This is a genomic window from Paraplanobispora takensis, assembly GCF_016863195.1.
GTDB lineage: Bacteria > Actinomycetota > Actinomycetes > Streptosporangiales > Streptosporangiaceae > Planobispora > Planobispora takensis.
Genome location: NZ_BOOK01000014.1, coordinates 260,814 through 277,470, shown reverse-complemented (window position 1 = coordinate 277,470; position 16,657 = coordinate 260,814). Strand labels below are relative to the sequence as shown.

Below are 16,657 nucleotides of genomic sequence, written 5' to 3'. Positions count from 1 at the left end.
CTTTATTTCCGGTTATCACGTGCTCGACAACCTGTCATTCAACGGGGGAAGAAGCATGACGAACTCCGATCAGAGTCGGGGCAAGGCCAGGAGCGGCTCCAACATGCCGAACGGCGACGACAGCACGACCGGCAGGAGCCAGGGACAGGGACAGTCCCGCAACCGCGCCCAGCAGCAGTCCGGGAACAAGAACCGGCAGGCGTCCAAGCAGCCCGGCAACAAGTCCAGGCAGAACACCGAAGAACTGCCGGACACCTTCACCCCGTAACGGGCACTCCGGCGTCCCATGACGGACGCTCCGGACCATCGGCGCCGCGGACGATGTGAACCGCCCGCGGCGCCTTCCGTGTGACCAGGTCCACGTGACCAGGTCCACGTGACCAGGTCCGCGTGACCAGGTCCGCGTGACCAGGTCCGCGTGACGAGATCCGCGCGATGGCCCGGCGTGTGACGGCCCGGCGTGTGACGAAGGCCCTCCTCCACCTCCCGCCGCTCCTCGCGCGGCTTTTCCCGCCCGCCGTACGGCAGGGGCCGTGCGGAAAGTTCAGCCGGGCGACTCTGGGCGTTCAGCTCAGGCACCCCTTACCGGCCACCCCCCTGGCTAGCGTTCTCAACACCCCAGCTCAGGGGTGCTGCCGTAGGTAAGAGGAGTCACCTTGCGAGTCCTGGCCGTCATTCCCGCCCGCGGAGGTTCGGTGGGCGTCCCGCTGAAGAACCTGGCCCCCGTGGGAGGAATCCCCCTGGTCGCCCGCGCGGTGAGGGCCTGCGTCCAGGCCGGGCTGATCGACGAGGTCGTGGTCAGCACCGACCATCCGGAGATCGCCCAGGCCGCCCGCGCGGCCGGCGCCGTCGTGGTCGAGCGGCCCGGCGAGCTGAGCGGTGCGACGGCCTCCAGCGAGTCCGCCGTCCTGCACGCGCTCGACCGGCTGCCCGCCGACCCCGGCGTGGTCGTGCTCGTCCAGTGCACCAGCGCGTTCATCGATCCCTCCGACCTGGACGCCGCGATCGTCAAGGTCCTCGACGGGACCGCCGACGTGGTCTTCTCCGGGCTGGAGACGCATGAGTTCCTGTGGAGCGCCGAGGGCGCCGCGAACGGGGAGGCCGCGAACTGGGAGGCGCGCGACGGGGCCGCGGCGGTCACGACCGTGAACGGCGTGAACCACGACCCGGCGTCCCGGCCGCGCCGCCAGGACCGGGAGCCGCACTACCGCGAGACCGGCGCGTTCTACGTGATGCGCACCGAGGGCCTGCGCGAGCACGGGCACCGGTTCTTCGGCTCCGTCGCCGTGCAGCCGGTTCCCTCGCAGCACGCCGTCGAGGTGGACACGCCGGAGGACCTGGAGGTCGTCCGGGCGCTGGCGCCGTTCGTCGACCGGCCCGAGCCGATCGACGTGGACGCCGTGATCACCGACTTCGACGGGGTGCACACCGACGACCGCGCCTACGTCGACCAGGACGGCCGCGAGATGGTCGCGGTCAGCCGCTCCGACGGCATGGGCATCTCGCTGCTGCGCCGCTCCGGCGTCAAGCTGATGATCATGTCCACCGAGCACAACCCGGTGGTCGCGGCCCGTGCCCGCAAGCTCGGCGTCCCCGTCCTGCAGGGCCTGACCGACAAGCGGACCGTGCTGCGCGACTGGCTGGCCATCGAGGGACTGGACCCGGCGCGGGTCGCCTACGTCGGCAACGACGTCAACGACCTGGGCCCGATGAGCGACGTCGGCTGGCCCGTCACGGTCCCCGACGCCCACCCCCGGGTCCGCGCCGCCGCCAGGATCGTGCTCACCCGGCCGGGCGGGGCGGGCGCGGTCAGGGAGCTGTGCGACCGGGTCCTCGCGGCCCGCCCGGAGGAGGCCGCCGAGGTCCCCGCGCCCCGCGCCGAGCTGCGGCTGTCCCCGGTCGCCAAGCCCGTCCAGATCGGTGACGCGCTGGTCGGCGCCGGTCAGCCGGTGTATGTGATCGCCGAGATCGGCATCAACCACAACGGCGACCTGGACATCGCGCGCCGGCTGATCGACGTGGCCGCCGAGGCGGGCTGCCAGGCGGTCAAGTTCCAGAAGCGCACCCCGGAGATCTGCGTACCGCTGGAGCAGCGCGACCAGATCCGGCAGACGCCGTGGGGCGAGATGACCTACATGGAGTACAAGATCCGCACCGAGTTCGGCGTGGACGAGTACACCCAGATCGCCAAGTACGCCGCCGAGCGCGACCTGCACTGGTTCGCCTCGCCGTGGGACGTGCCGTCGGTGGAGTTCCTGGAGGAGATGAACGTCGTCACGCACAAGGTCGCCTCGGCCAGCGTGACCGACCTGGAGCTGTTGCGCGCGCTCGCCGCGACCGGAAAGCCGATCATCCTGTCCACCGGCATGTCCACGCTGGAGGAGATCGACCGGGCCGTGGAGATCCTCGGCACCTCCAAGCTGGTGCTGATGCACGCCACCTCGACCTACCCGCTGCCTCCGGAGGAGGCCAACCTCCGCGCCATCGTCACCCTCCAGGAGCGGTACGGCGTGCCCGTCGGCTACTCCGGCCACGAGCGCGGCCTGCAGATCTCCCTGGCGGCCGTCACGCTGGGCGCGGTGACCGTGGAGCGGCACATCACGCTGGACCGGACCATGTGGGGCTCCGACCACGCGGCCTCGCTGGAGCCGTCCGGCCTGGAGCACCTGGTCCGCGACATCCGCATCATCGAGACCGCTCTCGGCGACGGCGTCAAGCGGGTCTTCCCCGGCGAGGAGGCCCCCAAGTCCCGCCTGCGCCGCGTCACGGTCTGACGACACGTCCTTCGCCGGGCGGGGTGTCGGCGCGGCGCCCCGCCCCGAAGGGGACGGGACCACGGTGTGACCCCCGGATGGAGGACAGTCGGAGCGTGGAGCGCCTCGCCGTGCCGCTCGCGGACGCCGCTCCGGCCGTCCGTGAGGGGGTGCCGTAGCGTTCGACGGGTGTGACGGCGTTGCGGCGGCACGACGGATGCGACGGGTGCGACGGTGCTGGACGCCGTGCGGGTGGGACCGGAGTGAGACGGGAGCGCGGGTGTGGGCGCAGACGGGTTCGACGCGGTGGTGGTCGGTTCCGGGCCGAACGGCCTGGCGGGGGCACTGCTCCTGGCGCGGGCGGGGCGCCGGGTGCTGCTGCTGGAGGCCGGGGAGCGCTTCGGCGGCGGGCTGCGCAGCGAGGAGCTGACGCTGCCGGGCCACGTCCACGATGTGTGCGCGACGGTGCTGCCCATGGCCGGGGTCTCGGTCGCCTTCCGCGCGCTCGGCCTGCCCGTCGACTTCGCCCATCCCCCGGTCCCCGCGGCGCACCCGCTCGACGACGGCTCCGCGGTGCTCGTGCACCGCGACCCGGCGCGGACCGCGGCCGGCCTCGGCCGGGACGGGCGGGCCTGGCAGGCCGTGATCGGGGCGGCCGCCCGCGCCGGAGAACCGCTGGTGGACACCCTGCTGGCCCCGCTCGGCCTGCCCCGGGCGCCGCTGGCCGCCGCCCGGTTCGGGGTGCTCGGGCTGCAACCGGCCACGATGCTGGCCCGGACGGCCTTCCGCACCGTCCAGGGCCGGGCCGCGCTGGCCGGGATGGCCGCCCACTCCATGCTGGACCTGCGCTCCCCCATCACCGGCGGCTTCGGGATGCTTCTGGCGTCCCTGGCCCACCACGCGGGCTGGCCGGTGGTGCGCGGCGGCTCGCAGCGGCTGGCCGACCTGATGACGGCCCGGCTGCGCGAGCTGGGCGGTGAGGCCGTGTCCGGGCACCGGGTCTCCTCCCTGGCCGAGCTCCCGCCCGCGGGCACGGTCCTGCTGGACGTCACGCCGCGCCAGTTCCTGGCCATGGCCGGCGACCGGCTGCCGCCGCGCTACGCCCGCCGCCTGGCCCGCTACCGGTACGGGCCCGGAGTGTTCAAGCTGGACTGGGCCCTGGACGGGCCCGTGCCGTGGAAGGACCCCGCGGTCGGCCGGGCCGGTACGGTCCACCTGGGCGGCACCCTGGAGGAGATCGCGCTGGGCGAGGCCCTGGTCGCCCGGGGCGTGCATCCGGAGCGTCCGTACGTGCTGCTGGTGCAGCCGTGCGTGGCCGACCCCTCCCGCGCCCCCGCGGGCGGGCACACCCTGTGGGCCTACTGCCACGTCCCCAACGGCTCCACCGTGGACATGACCGCCGCGATCGAGGACCAGATCGAGCGCTTCGCCCCCGGTTTCCGCGATCGCGTCCTGGCCCGGCACGCCATGGACTCCGCCGCCATGCAACGCCACAACGCCAACTACGTCGGCGGCGACATCGGGGCGGGCGCCGCCGACCTGCGCCAGTTCGCGGGCCGCCCGGTGTACTCCGCGCGGCCCTGGCGGACCCCGCTGCCCGGTGTCTACCTGTGCTCGGCCGCGACCCCGCCCGGCCCCGGCGTGCACGGCATGGGCGGCTACCAGGCCGCCCGCCTGGCGCTGCGCGCCGGCTGACCGGCCCGCCGCGGATCCTCCCCGCCGAAGGACCGGACATTCCGGACGCGTGAACGAGCAGGCCCTGAAGCCGAGAGCGGGCGCGGGCCGGGTGGCAGGCCCATCCGCAGGGCATGTCCGTTCGGAGGAGGGCCCACCCGTGAGGCACGTTCCCGGTGGGCCGCGCGTCGCCCACCCAGGCTGCGCCGCACCGCAGTCGAGCCTGCCTCGGCCACCGGGGTGTCGGCTGTATCGAGAGTCGCCGAGCGCCGGGTGCGGATGGGCTGTTCCGGCTGTCCTCGGCCACGAGTGGCAGTAGATCACCAGGCGCCCCGGCTTGCCGATCATCACCGGTGCGGGGAAGAAGGGGAAGGTGCCGGCCGCCCTGGCGGCGGATCGGACCTCAGAACATCACCCAGAACGTGCGCATCGGGTTGTCATGTGACGCGAGCCGGGCGGGCAGCACCCGGCCCGCCCCGGACCCGCCCTGCGGGCGGGCAACACGGGTACACCCCCACCCGAACGGACCCTTCTCACGGACGGGCCCGTCACCCGGTCCGCACCGCCATACCCGCCCGCCGCTTCGGCCTCACCCCTCTGGCCCGTCACCCCGTCCGCGATGCCCACGACCACTGATCGGACCCACCCATCCGGGCCGCGGGCCGTACCGCTCGCCGGTCAGCGGAAGTCGTCGGCGTGGTCCCCGGCCCACCGGGCGAAGTCGCGGGGCGGGTGGCCGGTGACCTTCTCAACGTCGGGCCACACCCGCATCAGCGCCGACCAGTCCTGGTCGGCGTAGCCGTCCTCGCTCGAAGGCCGCTCGCCGCCGTACTCCACGAAGCCGAGCATGAGGTCGGCGCTCTCGGCGGCGAACCCGCCCTGGGCCCTCATCAGCTCCCGTGCCCGCTCCCGCGTCACCTCCTCGTAGCGGACCTCCTCGCCGAGCGCCTCGCCGATGGCCCGGACCTGCTCGCGCACGGTGATCGTCCGGGGTCCGGTCAGGGTGTACGCCCGGCCGTGGTGGCCGTCCTCCAGCAGCGCGGCCACGGCCACGTCGGCGATGTCGGCCTCGTGGATCAGGTTCATCGGCTCGTCCGCGAAGGGGTAGCGGACGACGCGCTCGGCGCGCACCGACGGCGCCCAGATCTGCAGCATGTTCGCCATGAACCCGCAGGGCCGCACGTGCGTCCACTCCGCTCCCGACTCCTCGACCGCCCGTTCCACCGGGTTGGTGTGCAGGCCGGCGGTGACGGACGCGGCCGACAGGTCCACGATGCGGCGCACCCCGGCCCCGCGCGCCAGGCGGATCACCTCCTCGGCCGTCTCCTCGACCGGGAACAGGTACATCCGGTCGACGCCCTCCAGGGCCGGCGCGAGGCTCCCGGGCTCGGTCAGGTCGCCGCCGGCGACCTCCGCCGCCCCGGGCAGCCGCGCCGCCGCCGGATCGCGGGTCAGAGCACGCACGCTCACCCCCGCCCGCAGGAGCCCGCCGACCACGTTCCGGCCGACGAACCCCGTCGCGCCCGTCACCAGGATCCTCATGTCGCGTCCGCCTCCCTGCTCGCCGTACCGGATTCGCTCGCCGTACCGGATTGCCGCTCGTTCCTCCACGCTAGAACCCATGTAGGACGGGATATGTCCTTGATATGTCCGGATCCGCGGATGTACGGCGCTCCCAGTGTTCACCGCCGCGTCCCCGCGTGTTCAGCCCCGCACCTCCGCGGATCGCTACGGTTCAGGCGTCCGGATCCGCACGGAGCCCGCGAGGGAAAACTTGATCAAGCTGTCGGTCGTCGTCCCGGTGCGGGACGCCGGGCTCTACATCTCCGACGCGCTGACCTCGCTGGTCAGGAACGCGCACCGGGATTTCGAGTTCATCGTGGTGGACGACGGCTCGGTGGACGCCACCGGGCAGATCATCGACGACTTCCGGGACGAGCTGTCCGGCCTCGTCGTGCTGCGCAACGAGACCCCGGTGGGGCTGGCCGACGCCCGCAATCTCGGACTGTCGCTGGCCTCCGGCCGCTATGTGACGTTCATGGACGGCGACGACTGGCTCGCGCCCGGCTATCTGGCCTCCCTCGTCGGCGCGATCGAGCGGCTGGACTGCGACTTCGTCCGGGTGGACCACGTGCAGGCCGAGGGGCGCAAGCGGGTGACCCACCGGGCCCCGCTGTCGGTTCGCGACACGGTGCTCAAACCGCGCGAGTACATCCTGCCCGCCCGCTCCAGGACCATGGTCGACTATCCCTACGCCTGGGCCGGGATCTACCGCCGCGACCTGGGTGAGCTGCTGACCTTCCCCGGGAGCCTGCACACCGCCGAGGACCGGCCGTGGATCTGGCGGCTGCACCGGGAGGCCGGCTCGTTCGCCGTGGTCTCCCTGGCCGGGCTCTTCTACCGGCGGATGGTGTCCGGCTCGCTGACCCAGATCGGCGACGCGCGCCAGCTGCACTTCTTCGACGCCTTCGAGCTGGTCCTCGCCGATCTTCCCGACGAGTTCGCGCCCAAGGCGGTCCGCCAGTTCTGCGCGTTGCTGGCCCACCACCTGGAGCTGCGCGAGCGCTTCTCACCGGAGCTGCGCGCCCGCTTCGAGGAGCGGGGCGCGGCGGTCCTGCGGCGGCTGCCGGCGGAGCTGCTGGACGCCACCCGGCTGGACCCCGAACGCGACGAGACCCTGCGCCGGCTGATGGAGACCCGATGAGCGACGCCCCGCGTCCCGTGATCCGCACGCCCCGGAGACTTCGATGACCCAGGTGTTCTACGCCTCCACCCTGTTCGGCGCGATGACGCTGGCCGCGGCGGTCGACGAGGGCGCCTTCGGCCCGCGCGAGGACCGCCGGATCCTGCTGGTCTCCAACAACGCGGCCGTTCCGGAGATCACCCCCCGGCTGGACGAGGCGCCCGGGTTCGCCGCGCTGCGCCCGCGCTTCGACGAGGTGTGGTCGTGGAACGAGATCGTGGCCCCGCTGCACCCGTCGGACTGGAAGGCCCGGGTCATCGAGGTCCCGATGATCGGCCGTCTGCTGGCCTCCCGCCTGTCCCTGGACGGCGGCCCGCGCGAGCTGGTCGTGGAGTCCGTCGCGGTCCCCCCGGCGCGGACCATCGCCGGGCTGCTGCGGGACTGCCCCGTCACGGTCTACTCCGACGGCCTGATGAGCTACGGCCCGACCCGCGACCCGCTGCCCATCGAGATCGCGGGCCGGATCAGCCGGCTGCTCCACCTCGATCTGGTGCCGGGCCTGTCGCCCCTGCTGCTGTCGGAGTACGGCGTGCGGGGGCAGGTCATCCCGGACGGGGCGTTCCTGCGCGTCCTCGGCGAGAGCGCGCCCGGCGGCGTCTCCGGATCCGGCAGCGCCTCCGGATCCGGCGGCGCCTCCGGGTCCGGGAGCGCGATGATCCTGGGGCAGTACCTGTCCGCGCTGGAGATCGTCACCCCCGAGGAGGAGGCCGCCCTGCACGCCGGCATGCTGCGCGGGCTGGCCGCCAGGGGGTTCGGCTCGGTGCTGTTCAAGCCGCATCCGGCCGCCGGGCGGCGGCACGCCATGGAGCTGCGCGAGACGGCCGCCGAGCTCGGCGTCCGCCTCACCGTCGCCGACGGGACCGTCCCGGCGGAGTCGTACTTCGCCTCGTCGCGGCCGGAGCTGGTGGTGGGCTGCTTCTCCACCGCCCTGATCACCGCCCGGCGCTATTTCGGCCTCCCGGCGGCGACCGTCGGAGGGGAGCTGGTCCTGGAACGGCTCACGCCGTACGAGAACAGCAACCGCGTCCCCGTCACGATCACCGACGCCCTCCTGCCGCGGCTGGAGGCGGACGGCTCGCTTGCGGAACCCCCGCCGGTCGACCTGGAGGCGCTGGTCCGCGCGGTCGGCTACTGCATGCAGAGCGAGGCCCACCCGGACCTGCGCACCGAGGCCGCCGCCTACCTGGAGGCCCACGGCCCGGAGCGCTACTTCAAGCGGCAGCGCCTGGCCGCCCTGGACCTGCTGCCCTCCGGCGTCCCCGCCGTCCCCGCCGTCCCCGCCGTCCCCGGCGGCCCGGCGGCCGGCACGCTGAACAGGCTCCGCCGCCGCCTGGCGCGGGCCCTTTCCTGATCGCCCCGCCCTGATCGGCGCCGTCCTCCGGCACCGCCGTGACGGCGCCATCATGATCAGCACCGTCACGATCGGCACTGTCCCGGTCCCGGCACGGCCCGTGAGGGGCCAGGACAGCGCCTCCGGAAGTCCGCTCAGCCCAGGGCCTTCAGATAGCGGCGCATCCGGCGCTTGGCCCGGTAGCCGGCCCGCAGCACGGTCGGCGGCACCTCCACGCGCAGGCGGGCGCGGCGGCGGGCCGCGGCGTACCGGGGCCCGTCCAGCAGCGAGCGCGCGGGCGCCAGGCGGCCGGAGCGGGCCTGGCCGACCAGGGTGACCAGCCGGCTCGACCAGTCGTCATCGGCGCTTCCGTGGAAGTAGTTGGCCCGGCACCACTCCTCCTGCGGGGTGCGGAAGCGTCCCATGGCCAGGTCGTCGAGGGTGCCCAGGAGCCCGCTGCCCTCGAACACCAGGTTGATCATCTCCGCGCTCACCCCGAAGTCGGACAGCACCAGCAGCGGCACCGACCGGGCGATCGCCTCCAGCGCCGCGGTCGAGCTGACCGTGACGAACCCGGCCGCCCGGTCCAGGTGCTCGTGCATCGGCCCGGCGGCGAAGCGGAGCACGTCCTCACGGCCGCCGAGCTCCTGCCAGAGCCGCTGGTAGTGGTAGCGCTCGTTGTGCGTCTGGCGCTCGCCGTCCAGCGCGCGGAGCTTGACCACCACGTCCAGGTCCGGGCGGTGCTCGGCGAGGGCGGCCAGGGCGGTGAGGATGCGCTCGCGCTCCTCGCGCCGCCGGGGCACCTTGGCCTGGGTGGCGAACACGACGCGGTCGCGCGAAAGGGGCCGATCACCGCCCCGGCCGTGCGCAGGAGACCGGTCGTCCTCCCGGCCCGGACCGCGGGTGTGCAGGAAGGGCAGCCGGGCCAGGCCCACCTGGCCGCCGCCGCCCAGCCTCCGGGCGATCTCGGAGAACTCCTCGACCTCGCGCCCGCTGTGCAGGACGAACAGGTCGCAGCCGCTGCGGAACAGCCACGCCTTCTCGGTCGCCGGAACCGAGATCCCGGGCAGCCCGGTCACGAACACCGGCCGCGGCGACAGGTTCGCGAGCACCTCGCCGGCCAGGATGTCGACCACGGGCCCGGTGCACGCCACCAGCACCGCGTCGGGCCGCAGACGTTCGGCCGTACGGCGCAGCGCCCGCGCGGACAGCACCGCCGGGTCGGCCGTCCCCCCGGAAGCCCCGTGTCCCGGTGCCCCGGCGACGGCGGCGTGGATCTGCGCCGGGGACGGCGTGATGGGGGTGCGGATCACCGTCAGCTCCGCCGTACAGCCCGCGGGCAGGTCCGCGAGCAGGCAGGCGGCCCACTTCAGGTAGGAATCCGAGTCGGCCACGGCCAGGACTTTCAACGGGTCACTCCCGTGTCGTGATGGGCGAACATGGAAAGGTGGGAGCGCAGTGACGGCGCCGCCCGGGAGGTCCACCACTCCTCGGGGACCTCCACCGTCTCCACCGCGACGCCGCGGGCCGCCAGCAGGACCCGCAGCGAGGTGACCGCGGTGGAGGGCAGGCTCAGCACCCGCTGCTCCGCGGCCAGACCCCGCAGGGTCATCTCGGCGGGGGCGCCGCCGCCGTAGACGGTGATCCCGGGCTGTTCCCGGACCCGGGCGAGATCGTCCGGGTCCTCCCGCCGGTGCGGGAAGTAGGCGACGGGCCCGGCCGAGCCCAGAGCGGCCAGCCAGGTCAGATAGCGGTCGCGGTGGATGAGCCCGTTGCGGACCAGTGAGGTGCCCAGCACGACGGTGCGCTCTTCGGGACGGGGCCTGCGCAGCGGCTGGGAACGAAGCCAGGAGAAGTCGTGGGTGACCAGATCGGCCCCGGTCTCCCGTACGGCCTTCGCCAGCTCGGCGGGCACCGGGAGCGCCGTGAAGATCGACAGTCGGCCGGACCGGGCGGCGGCGCGCAGCCGCAGCCCGGCGGCGGTTCCCAGCGCGGTCCTGAGCGGACCGGCCGAGGCGCGGGCCCGCAGCAGCGGCGTGCCCGCCCGCCCGGAGAGCAGCTCCAGGAGCCTGATGGTGGCCAGCCCGTCGTCGACCACGACGATGCGGCGGGGGAAGGCGGTCAGCCAGCCGGCCTGCACCTTCCCGGAGAAGGCGTCGCCGACCACCCAGGTCCGGCGGTACGGCGGCCGGGGCATGCCGGGTTCCGGGCCGGCCAGCTCCAGCCCGTCCGGCAGGGCGAGCCTGGACAGCTCGCGGCCGGTGACGGTGAGCGGGCGCAGCTTCGCCCGCGGCACCAGCAGGGTGCGCTCGCCCAGCAGCCCGGCGTGGTGGGCCTCCACGGCGCAGAGCATCTGCAGCGGGGACTCCACCCAGGCGACGGCCGAACCCTGCTTCCGCGCGTGGTCCCGGCCGTATTCGTCCACGCCGGGCGATGACCCGTTCACGATCGCCTCACCGTAGCCCGGCGGCCTTACGCGCCCGGGAACCGCGGGTGAACAACCGCCTACACCCGTGTGCGCCGCCCGGGGAGGAGGTCCGTACGGCGGGCGGGGCCTTGCGGGGCGGAGGGCTTGCGGGACGGGGACTCACGGGGCCGGGGACTCACGGGGCCGGGGGCTTGCGGGGCGCGGGGCGCCACCGTAGCGTGCTGTACGAAACGGTTCCGTACACTCGATCCGCCCATCCGAGGAGCGCGCCATGTGGAAGATCCCCGACCTGACAGGCTCCACCGCGCTGGTGACCGGCGCCAGCAGCGGCATCGGCATACCGACCGTGCGGGTGCTGGCCGCGCGCGGCGCCCGGGTGATCATGACCGCCCGCGACCTCGAGAAGGGCCGCGCCGCGGCCGGGGAGATCACTGCACGGGTCCCCGGGGCGCGGATCGAGCTCAGGCGGCTGGACCTGGCCGACCTGTCGTCGGTGCGCGCCTTCGCCGCGGAGGTGGACGAACCGGTCGACCTGCTGATCAACAACGCCGGCATCGGGCTGATCCCCCGGCAGACCACCGCCGACGGCTTCGAGATGCAGTTCGGCACCAACCACCTGGGGCACTTCGCGCTGACCGGGCTCCTGCTGCCGCGCCTGCTGGCCAGGCCCGGCGCCCGCGTCGTCACCGTCTCCAGCGACGCGCACGCCGTGGGCAGGATCGACTTCGACGATCTGACCCTGGAGCGCGGCTACAGCAGGTTCTCCTCCTACGGCCGCTCCAAGCTGGCCAACCTGATGTTCGCCCGCGAGCTCCAGCGCCGGGCGCAGGGCCGGCTGATCAGCGTGGCCGTGCATCCGGGCACGACGATGACCGGCATCGTGAAGTTCGGCCCGCTCACCAGGCCGATCGCGGCGCTCGGCCGGCTGCTGATCCAGACGCCCGACAAGGGCGCGATCCCCACCCTGTACGCGGCCACCTCCCCGGACGTCCACGGCGGCGAGTTCATCGGCCCCGGGCCGAAGGAGCTGCAGCCGAAGCCCCACGCGCTGGACGAGGAGGTGACGCGGCGCCTGTGGGAGGAGTCGGAGAAGCTCACCGGCGTACGATTCGAGATGCTCGACCGGCACCAGTAGCACATCGGAGGCACGTTGCGTCTCGACCCGTCCCGTGAGCGCGCCATCCTCGACGCGACACAGGAACTGCTCTCGGAGGTCGGGTTCGACCGGATGTCGATCGACCAGATCGCCAGGCGCGCCAGCGCCAGCAAGGCCACGATCTACCGCCGGTGGCCGGGCAAGGAGGCCCTGGTGGCGGACCTGATCTGCAACCACACGAAGATCGACGTCCCGCCGCCGCCGGACACCGGTTCGATGCGCGAGGACCTCGTCGGGGCCGTGACCGGGTTCTGCGAGGTCCTGCGGCGCCGGCACGACATGATCTTCGGCCTCCTTCCCTCGCTGCTCACCAACGCCTCCCTGGCCGCGGCCCTGCGCGGCAATCTGCGCCGTCCCGACGTCACCGGCACCGCCCCGCTGATCGAACGGGCCCGCGAGCGGGGTGAGCCGGTCGGGCGGATCGATCCGGCACGGCTCAGGACGGTGGTCGAGGCGCTGGTCTGGCACCGGCTGCTGGTCACGGGAGAGCCGCTGGACCGGGAGTTCGCCGAGGAGGCGGTCGACGGGACGCTGCTGCCGCTGATCCGCTCCTGGACCGGCGCGGGCGTGTGACGGCCGGTACGACAGTATGACAATCATGGAATTCGTCACTCTCAACAACGGCGTGCGGATGCCACAGCTCGGTTTCGGCGTCTGGCAGGTGCCCGACGCCGAGGCGGGCGTGGCGGTCGCCGCCGCGATCGAGGCGGGCTATCGCAGCATCGACACCGCCAAGCTCTACCGCAACGAGGAGGGTGTGGGCCGCGCCGTACGCGCCTCGGGCGTGCCGCGCGAGGAGCTGTTCATCACCACCAAGCTCTGGAACGACGACCACGGCTACGACAGCGCCCTGCGCGCCTTCGACGCGAGCATGGACCGGCTCGGCCTGGACTATCTCGACCTCTACCTGATCCACTGGCCGCTCCCGGCCCACGGCAAGTACGTGGAGACCTGGCGGGCCCTGGAGAAGATCTACGCCGACGGCGCGGTCCGGGCCATCGGGGTCTCGAACTTCCCCGTCGAGCAGCTGGAGCACGTGCTCAAGGAGGGAGAGGTCGTCCCGGCGATCAACCAGATCGAGCTGCACCCGATGCTCCCCCAGGCCGGGCTGCGGGCCTTCCACGCCGAGCACGGCATCCTCACCGAGGCCTGGAGCCCACTCGGTCAGGGACGCGGGCTGCTGCAGGAGCCGGTCCTGGCCGAGCTGGCCGCCAAGCACGCCAGGACCCCGGCCCAGGTGGTGCTGCGCTGGCACCTGCAGCTGGGCAACGTGGTGATCCCCAAATCGGTGACGCCGTCCAGGATCACCGAGAACTTCGACGTCTTCGGCTTCGAGCTGGACGCCGGCGACATGGCCGCGATCGACGCCCTGGACACCGGCACCCGGCTGGGCCCCGACCCCGCCACGTTCAACCGGGCGGGCTGAGGCCGCTCATCGACCCGTTCGACCGGGCGGGCTGAGGCCACCACTCCGACCTGTTCGACCGGGCGGGCCGGCGACGCCCGTCCGGCCCGTTCTCCACGGCCCGGCCGGTTCTCCGGCCGGGCCCGGTTTTTACCCTCGCCTCCACCTTCGCGTGCCGTACGGAAACACTGCGGGGAATTTCCGGCACGCCGTTTACCCGACCCTTGCCGCACCGTGACTCACCAGGTCGAGGTTCCTGCCGATGGGAGGTACACGGACGCCGAATCCGCATCTCGCGGAACCGGGAACCCAGGTTTTCCGGGGTGAATCAACGCGCTCGCCGTTGTAGGGCACTTCCCAGCCCGAACCCGTCAGCTAACCCGGTAGGCGAAATGGAAGCCGATCAAGGAGTCGAACCCCTCTATGGGCAAGCATCGCCGCATTTCCCCTGCCAAGAAGCGCCATATGGCCCGCATCGCCATCGGCATGTCGCTCGCCGTCACCGGCGGTGCCGTCATGGCGCCCCCGGCCCTGGCCACCACCGGCGCCCAGAACCCCCTCAACGCCCCCGCCGCCGAGGTTCCCCAGCTCTCCTGGGCCTCCGCCACGAGCTCCGCGTCCGCCAAGGCGTCCGCCAGCCCCCTGCTGACCATCGCCGAGGGACTGCCCAAGGTGTCGGCCCGGCAGCTGCTGGCCATCGCCAAGGAGCAGATCGGCGTGAAGGAGAACTCCTCCGGAGGCGGGACCAAGTTCCACTCCTGGTACATGAGCTCCCCCCGGGTGAAGGAGACCATCGCGCGTGACGGCGGCAACGTCCGGGGCTACGCCAACGCCCCCTGGTGCGACATGTTCGTCTCCTGGGTCGGCGAGCAGGCGGGCATCCGGCCGGTCGTCGGCTGGGACGCCTACACCGTCACCCACGCCGAGTGGTTCAAGAACAACAAGCGCTGGGGCACCAAGGCCGAGCCGGGCGCGGTCGTCTTCTTCGACTGGGACGGCGGCGACAGCGTCTACGGGATCGACCACGTCGGCTTCGTCGAGCACGACAACGGCGACGGCACGATCATCACGGTCGAGGGCAACACCGGCAACGGCGAGGTCGAGCAGCGAATCCGCCCCAAGTCGCAGGTCGTCGGCTACGGCTACCCGGTCTACCTGGGCTGACCGCCCGCCCATCACGTCCGAGGGGTGCGGCTCACGCGAGCCGCGCCCCTTCGCGGCTTTCCGGCCCCGTCCGGCCTCCCGCCCGCCCCGTCCGGCCTCCCGCCCGCCCCGTCCGGCCTCCCGGCCCGGCTCACGCCGATGACGAGGCTCGCTCCGGACGGCATGGCCGAGATCGCAGTGAGGATCTTTACCTATCGAAAAGCCCGGGAAGTGTGCAGTTTTGCGCAGATAAGGGCGGTCTTCCTTCAGATCATGAGGACGAAAGGTGAGCAGGGCTCGACTCAGCCCGCTCCTGACTCCGTCACATAGAAGGAACCGAACATGAACACCCTCAAGCGAGGCGCGCTGCGTCTGACCATGCTCGGCGGCCTCGTCGCCGCCCTGGCCTCGGCCCCCGGCACGGCCCAGGCCGCCGCCGCTCCGGGCGACCTCGTCGTCGAGCGCGTGTCCGGCGCCATCACGATCGTGCCCGGCGGCACCGCGGTGAACGACACCGTGGAGGTGCTCAAGGTGGGCTCGGTCTTCCGCGTGAGCAACACCACCGGAACCCTGAAGGCCACCCCCGGCAAGGGCTGTACCCAGGTCACCACCAAGGTGGTCGACTGCGGCACCGGCGTCACCGGCCTGTCGGCGAACCTGGGCGGCGGCAACGACACCTTCACCGCCCGCGTCCCGCTCACCGGCGCGGTCGTCGGCGGCGACGGCTCCGACGTCTTCAACGCCGGCCTGTCGACCGGCGGCGGCACCACCCTCACCTACCAGGGCGGCGCGGGCTCCAGTGACATGGTCAGCTACGCCCAGGCGAACGTCGGCGTCTTCATCAGGAAGGACACCGTCAACAACGACGGGCGCAACGCCGGCGGGAACATCGACCGCGACAAGGTGCTGGGCGACGTCGAGGTCGTCGTGGGCAGCCGGTTCGGCGACACCATCGAGGGCGACAGCGCACCGGAGATCATCAACGGTCTCGGCGGCAACGACCGCCTCTCGGCCGGCGGCGGCAACGACCGCATCGTGGCCGACGACGGGGGCTTCGACGCCGTGGTGAGCTGCGGTTCCGGCACCGGCGACATCGCGGACGCCGACGCGGCCGACCAGCCGACCGACTGCGAGACCGTCAACAGCTGACCCGGCCCGGTGCGGTTCCCCACGGAACCGCACCCCACCACCCCGCACCCGCCGCCGCACGGCACCGTGCCGAACCGTCCCCGCCACCGGAGAACGCACCGCATTCGCCACCGGAGAACGCACCGCACCGCCGCCGCACGGCGCGCCGTACCGCATTCGCCACCGGAGAACGCACCGCACCCGCCGCAGGAGAGAGCCGTCCACGGCCCTCTCCGGCCGCATATCCCGCCGTTTATTCCGCGGACGCCTTTCCGCTCGCACGGCCATTGACATCCGCCAATTCGTCCCGTCTCCGCCGGGTCTCCACGAGAGGGGCGAATGGCGATCGAGGTTCTCCGTCAGAGCGCTTCCGGCCCGCCGTCCCGGCCGGGCGTCCTCTCCGTCTCCACCGGTCGGCGAGGAGGTCGTCCGGGTGCTCCCCGGTGCGGATCCGGCAGGTTCGGGGATCATCGGCAGGCGAATCTATTTCCCCGCATTTCAAGTGATTTACACCACTTCCCCCGCAACCGGATCATCCGGAATTCCTTTTCAGGCGCCTTCACTCCGGCCCCAACAACCCGGCTTACTCCAGTCCCAACACCCCGGCTTACTCCGGCCCCACAACCCGGCGCCCACCGAATCGCTGGCGCGTCCGCCTCTCTCCCGCCGTCCGCCCGAACCTTTTCTTCTGCTCACCGCCGGCGCGTCCAAACATCTCCCCCGGCCCACCGCCCCGCCCGGGGCGCCCGAACCACCCGCGTCACATAGTGATCACAAGCCTTCGAAGCGGCATATGGGCCGGTAATCGCCCTGATGGCACTTCCACGATGGGAGCGCTCCCAAACACCCGGTTGGGTGGTATCGCAGCCAACATGCCCGTTTGTCCTGCAAGTATGG

The 16,657-nt window shown here is 72.6% G+C and carries 13 protein-coding genes and 1 riboswitch; of the genes, 10 read left to right on the top strand and 3 right to left on the bottom strand.

The features are described from left to right. Positions 1–55: 55 nt before the first annotated feature. The 3 genes from Pta02_RS11545 (at position 56) to Pta02_RS11535 (ending at position 4,448) form a co-directional block, all read left to right on the top strand. A complete protein-coding gene (locus Pta02_RS11545; RefSeq protein WP_203874729.1) occupies positions 56–268 on the top strand; it encodes a hypothetical protein in 213 nt (70 codons plus the stop codon). 388 nt (positions 269–656) lie between these two features. Further along, positions 657–2,774, top strand: coding sequence for an N-acetylneuraminate synthase family protein (locus Pta02_RS11540; protein WP_203874728.1), 2,118 nt, complete (start codon positions 657–659; stop codon positions 2,772–2,774). Positions 2,775–3,035: 261 nt separating this feature from the next. Then, complete coding sequence (locus Pta02_RS11535) at positions 3,036–4,448, top strand: phytoene desaturase family protein (protein WP_203874727.1); 1,413 nt, start codon at positions 3,036–3,038, stop codon at positions 4,446–4,448. 657 nt (positions 4,449–5,105) lie between these two features. On the opposite strand, the gene Pta02_RS11530 is transcribed toward Pta02_RS11535, so the two are convergent. After that, complete coding sequence (locus tag Pta02_RS11530; protein ID WP_203874726.1) at positions 5,106–5,969, bottom strand: SDR family oxidoreductase; 864 nt, start codon at positions 5,967–5,969, stop codon at positions 5,106–5,108. 232 nt (positions 5,970–6,201) lie between these two features. Between Pta02_RS11530 and Pta02_RS11525 the strand changes: the two genes are divergently transcribed. After that, entirely contained in the window at positions 6,202–7,131 is a 930-nt protein-coding gene (locus tag Pta02_RS11525) for a glycosyltransferase family 2 protein (RefSeq protein WP_203874725.1), read from the top strand. Positions 7,132–7,174: 43 nt separating this feature from the next. After that, on the top strand, positions 7,175–8,521 hold the full coding sequence (locus tag Pta02_RS41880) for an alpha-2,8-polysialyltransferase family protein (protein WP_203874724.1): 1,347 nt from the start codon (positions 7,175–7,177) through the stop codon (positions 8,519–8,521). 134 nt (positions 8,522–8,655) lie between these two features. On the opposite strand, the gene Pta02_RS11515 is transcribed toward Pta02_RS41880, so the two are convergent. Continuing rightward, positions 8,656–9,894 carry a DUF6716 putative glycosyltransferase gene (locus tag Pta02_RS11515; protein ID WP_239130202.1) on the bottom strand — a complete coding sequence of 413 codons (1,239 nt, stop codon included), beginning with the start codon at positions 9,892–9,894 and terminating at the stop codon, positions 8,656–8,658. A gap of 11 nt (positions 9,895–9,905) precedes the next feature. Then, the gene (locus Pta02_RS11510; RefSeq protein ID WP_203874722.1) at positions 9,906–10,946 is read right to left on the bottom strand and encodes a hypothetical protein; all 1,041 of its coding nucleotides are present in this window, start codon (positions 10,944–10,946) and stop codon (positions 9,906–9,908) included. A gap of 253 nt (positions 10,947–11,199) precedes the next feature. Between Pta02_RS11510 and Pta02_RS11505 the strand changes: the two genes are divergently transcribed. The 5 genes from Pta02_RS11505 (at position 11,200) to Pta02_RS11485 (ending at position 15,781) form a co-directional block, all read left to right on the top strand. Further along, on the top strand, positions 11,200–12,063 hold the full coding sequence (locus Pta02_RS11505) for an oxidoreductase (RefSeq protein WP_203874721.1): 864 nt from the start codon (positions 11,200–11,202) through the stop codon (positions 12,061–12,063). A gap of 15 nt (positions 12,064–12,078) precedes the next feature. Then, the gene (locus Pta02_RS11500) at positions 12,079–12,657 is read left to right on the top strand and encodes a TetR/AcrR family transcriptional regulator (RefSeq protein WP_203874720.1); all 579 of its coding nucleotides are present in this window, start codon (positions 12,079–12,081) and stop codon (positions 12,655–12,657) included. Between the two features lie 25 nt (positions 12,658–12,682). Then, positions 12,683–13,510, top strand: a complete 828-nt coding sequence (locus tag Pta02_RS11495) for an aldo/keto reductase (RefSeq protein WP_203874719.1) — start codon at positions 12,683–12,685, stop codon at positions 13,508–13,510. Positions 13,511–13,757: 247 nt separating this feature from the next. Next, positions 13,758–13,893, top strand: a riboswitch (cyclic di-AMP (ydaO/yuaA leader). A 61-nt stretch (positions 13,894–13,954) separates the two neighbouring features. Further along, positions 13,955–14,653: a CHAP domain-containing protein gene (locus tag Pta02_RS11490; protein ID WP_239130199.1), complete on the top strand. Its 699-nt coding sequence runs from the start codon at positions 13,955–13,957 to the stop codon at positions 14,651–14,653. A gap of 321 nt (positions 14,654–14,974) precedes the next feature. Further along, the gene (locus tag Pta02_RS11485; protein ID WP_203874717.1) at positions 14,975–15,781 is read left to right on the top strand and encodes a calcium-binding protein; all 807 of its coding nucleotides are present in this window, start codon (positions 14,975–14,977) and stop codon (positions 15,779–15,781) included. The last annotated feature ends 876 nt before the right edge of the window (positions 15,782–16,657 follow it).

Bases quoted from the DNA above. Each gene is read 5' to 3' on its own strand.
- Pta02_RS11545 (WP_203874729.1), top strand. From the start codon at position 56: ATGACGAACTCCGATCAGAGTCGGGGCAAGGCCAGGAGCGGCTCCAAC.
- Pta02_RS11530 (WP_203874726.1), bottom strand. From the start codon at position 5,969: ATGAGGATCCTGGTGACGGGCGCGACGGGGTTCGTCGGCCGGAACGTG.
- Pta02_RS41880 (WP_203874724.1), top strand. From the start codon at position 7,175: ATGACCCAGGTGTTCTACGCCTCCACCCTGTTCGGCGCGATGACGCTG.
- Pta02_RS11505 (WP_203874721.1), top strand. From the start codon at position 11,200: ATGTGGAAGATCCCCGACCTGACAGGCTCCACCGCGCTGGTGACCGGC.
- Pta02_RS11495 (WP_203874719.1), top strand. From the start codon at position 12,683: ATGGAATTCGTCACTCTCAACAACGGCGTGCGGATGCCACAGCTCGGT.
- Pta02_RS11490 (WP_239130199.1), top strand. From the start codon at position 13,955: ATGGCCCGCATCGCCATCGGCATGTCGCTCGCCGTCACCGGCGGTGCC.
- Pta02_RS11485 (WP_203874717.1), top strand. From the start codon at position 14,975: ATGAACACCCTCAAGCGAGGCGCGCTGCGTCTGACCATGCTCGGCGGC.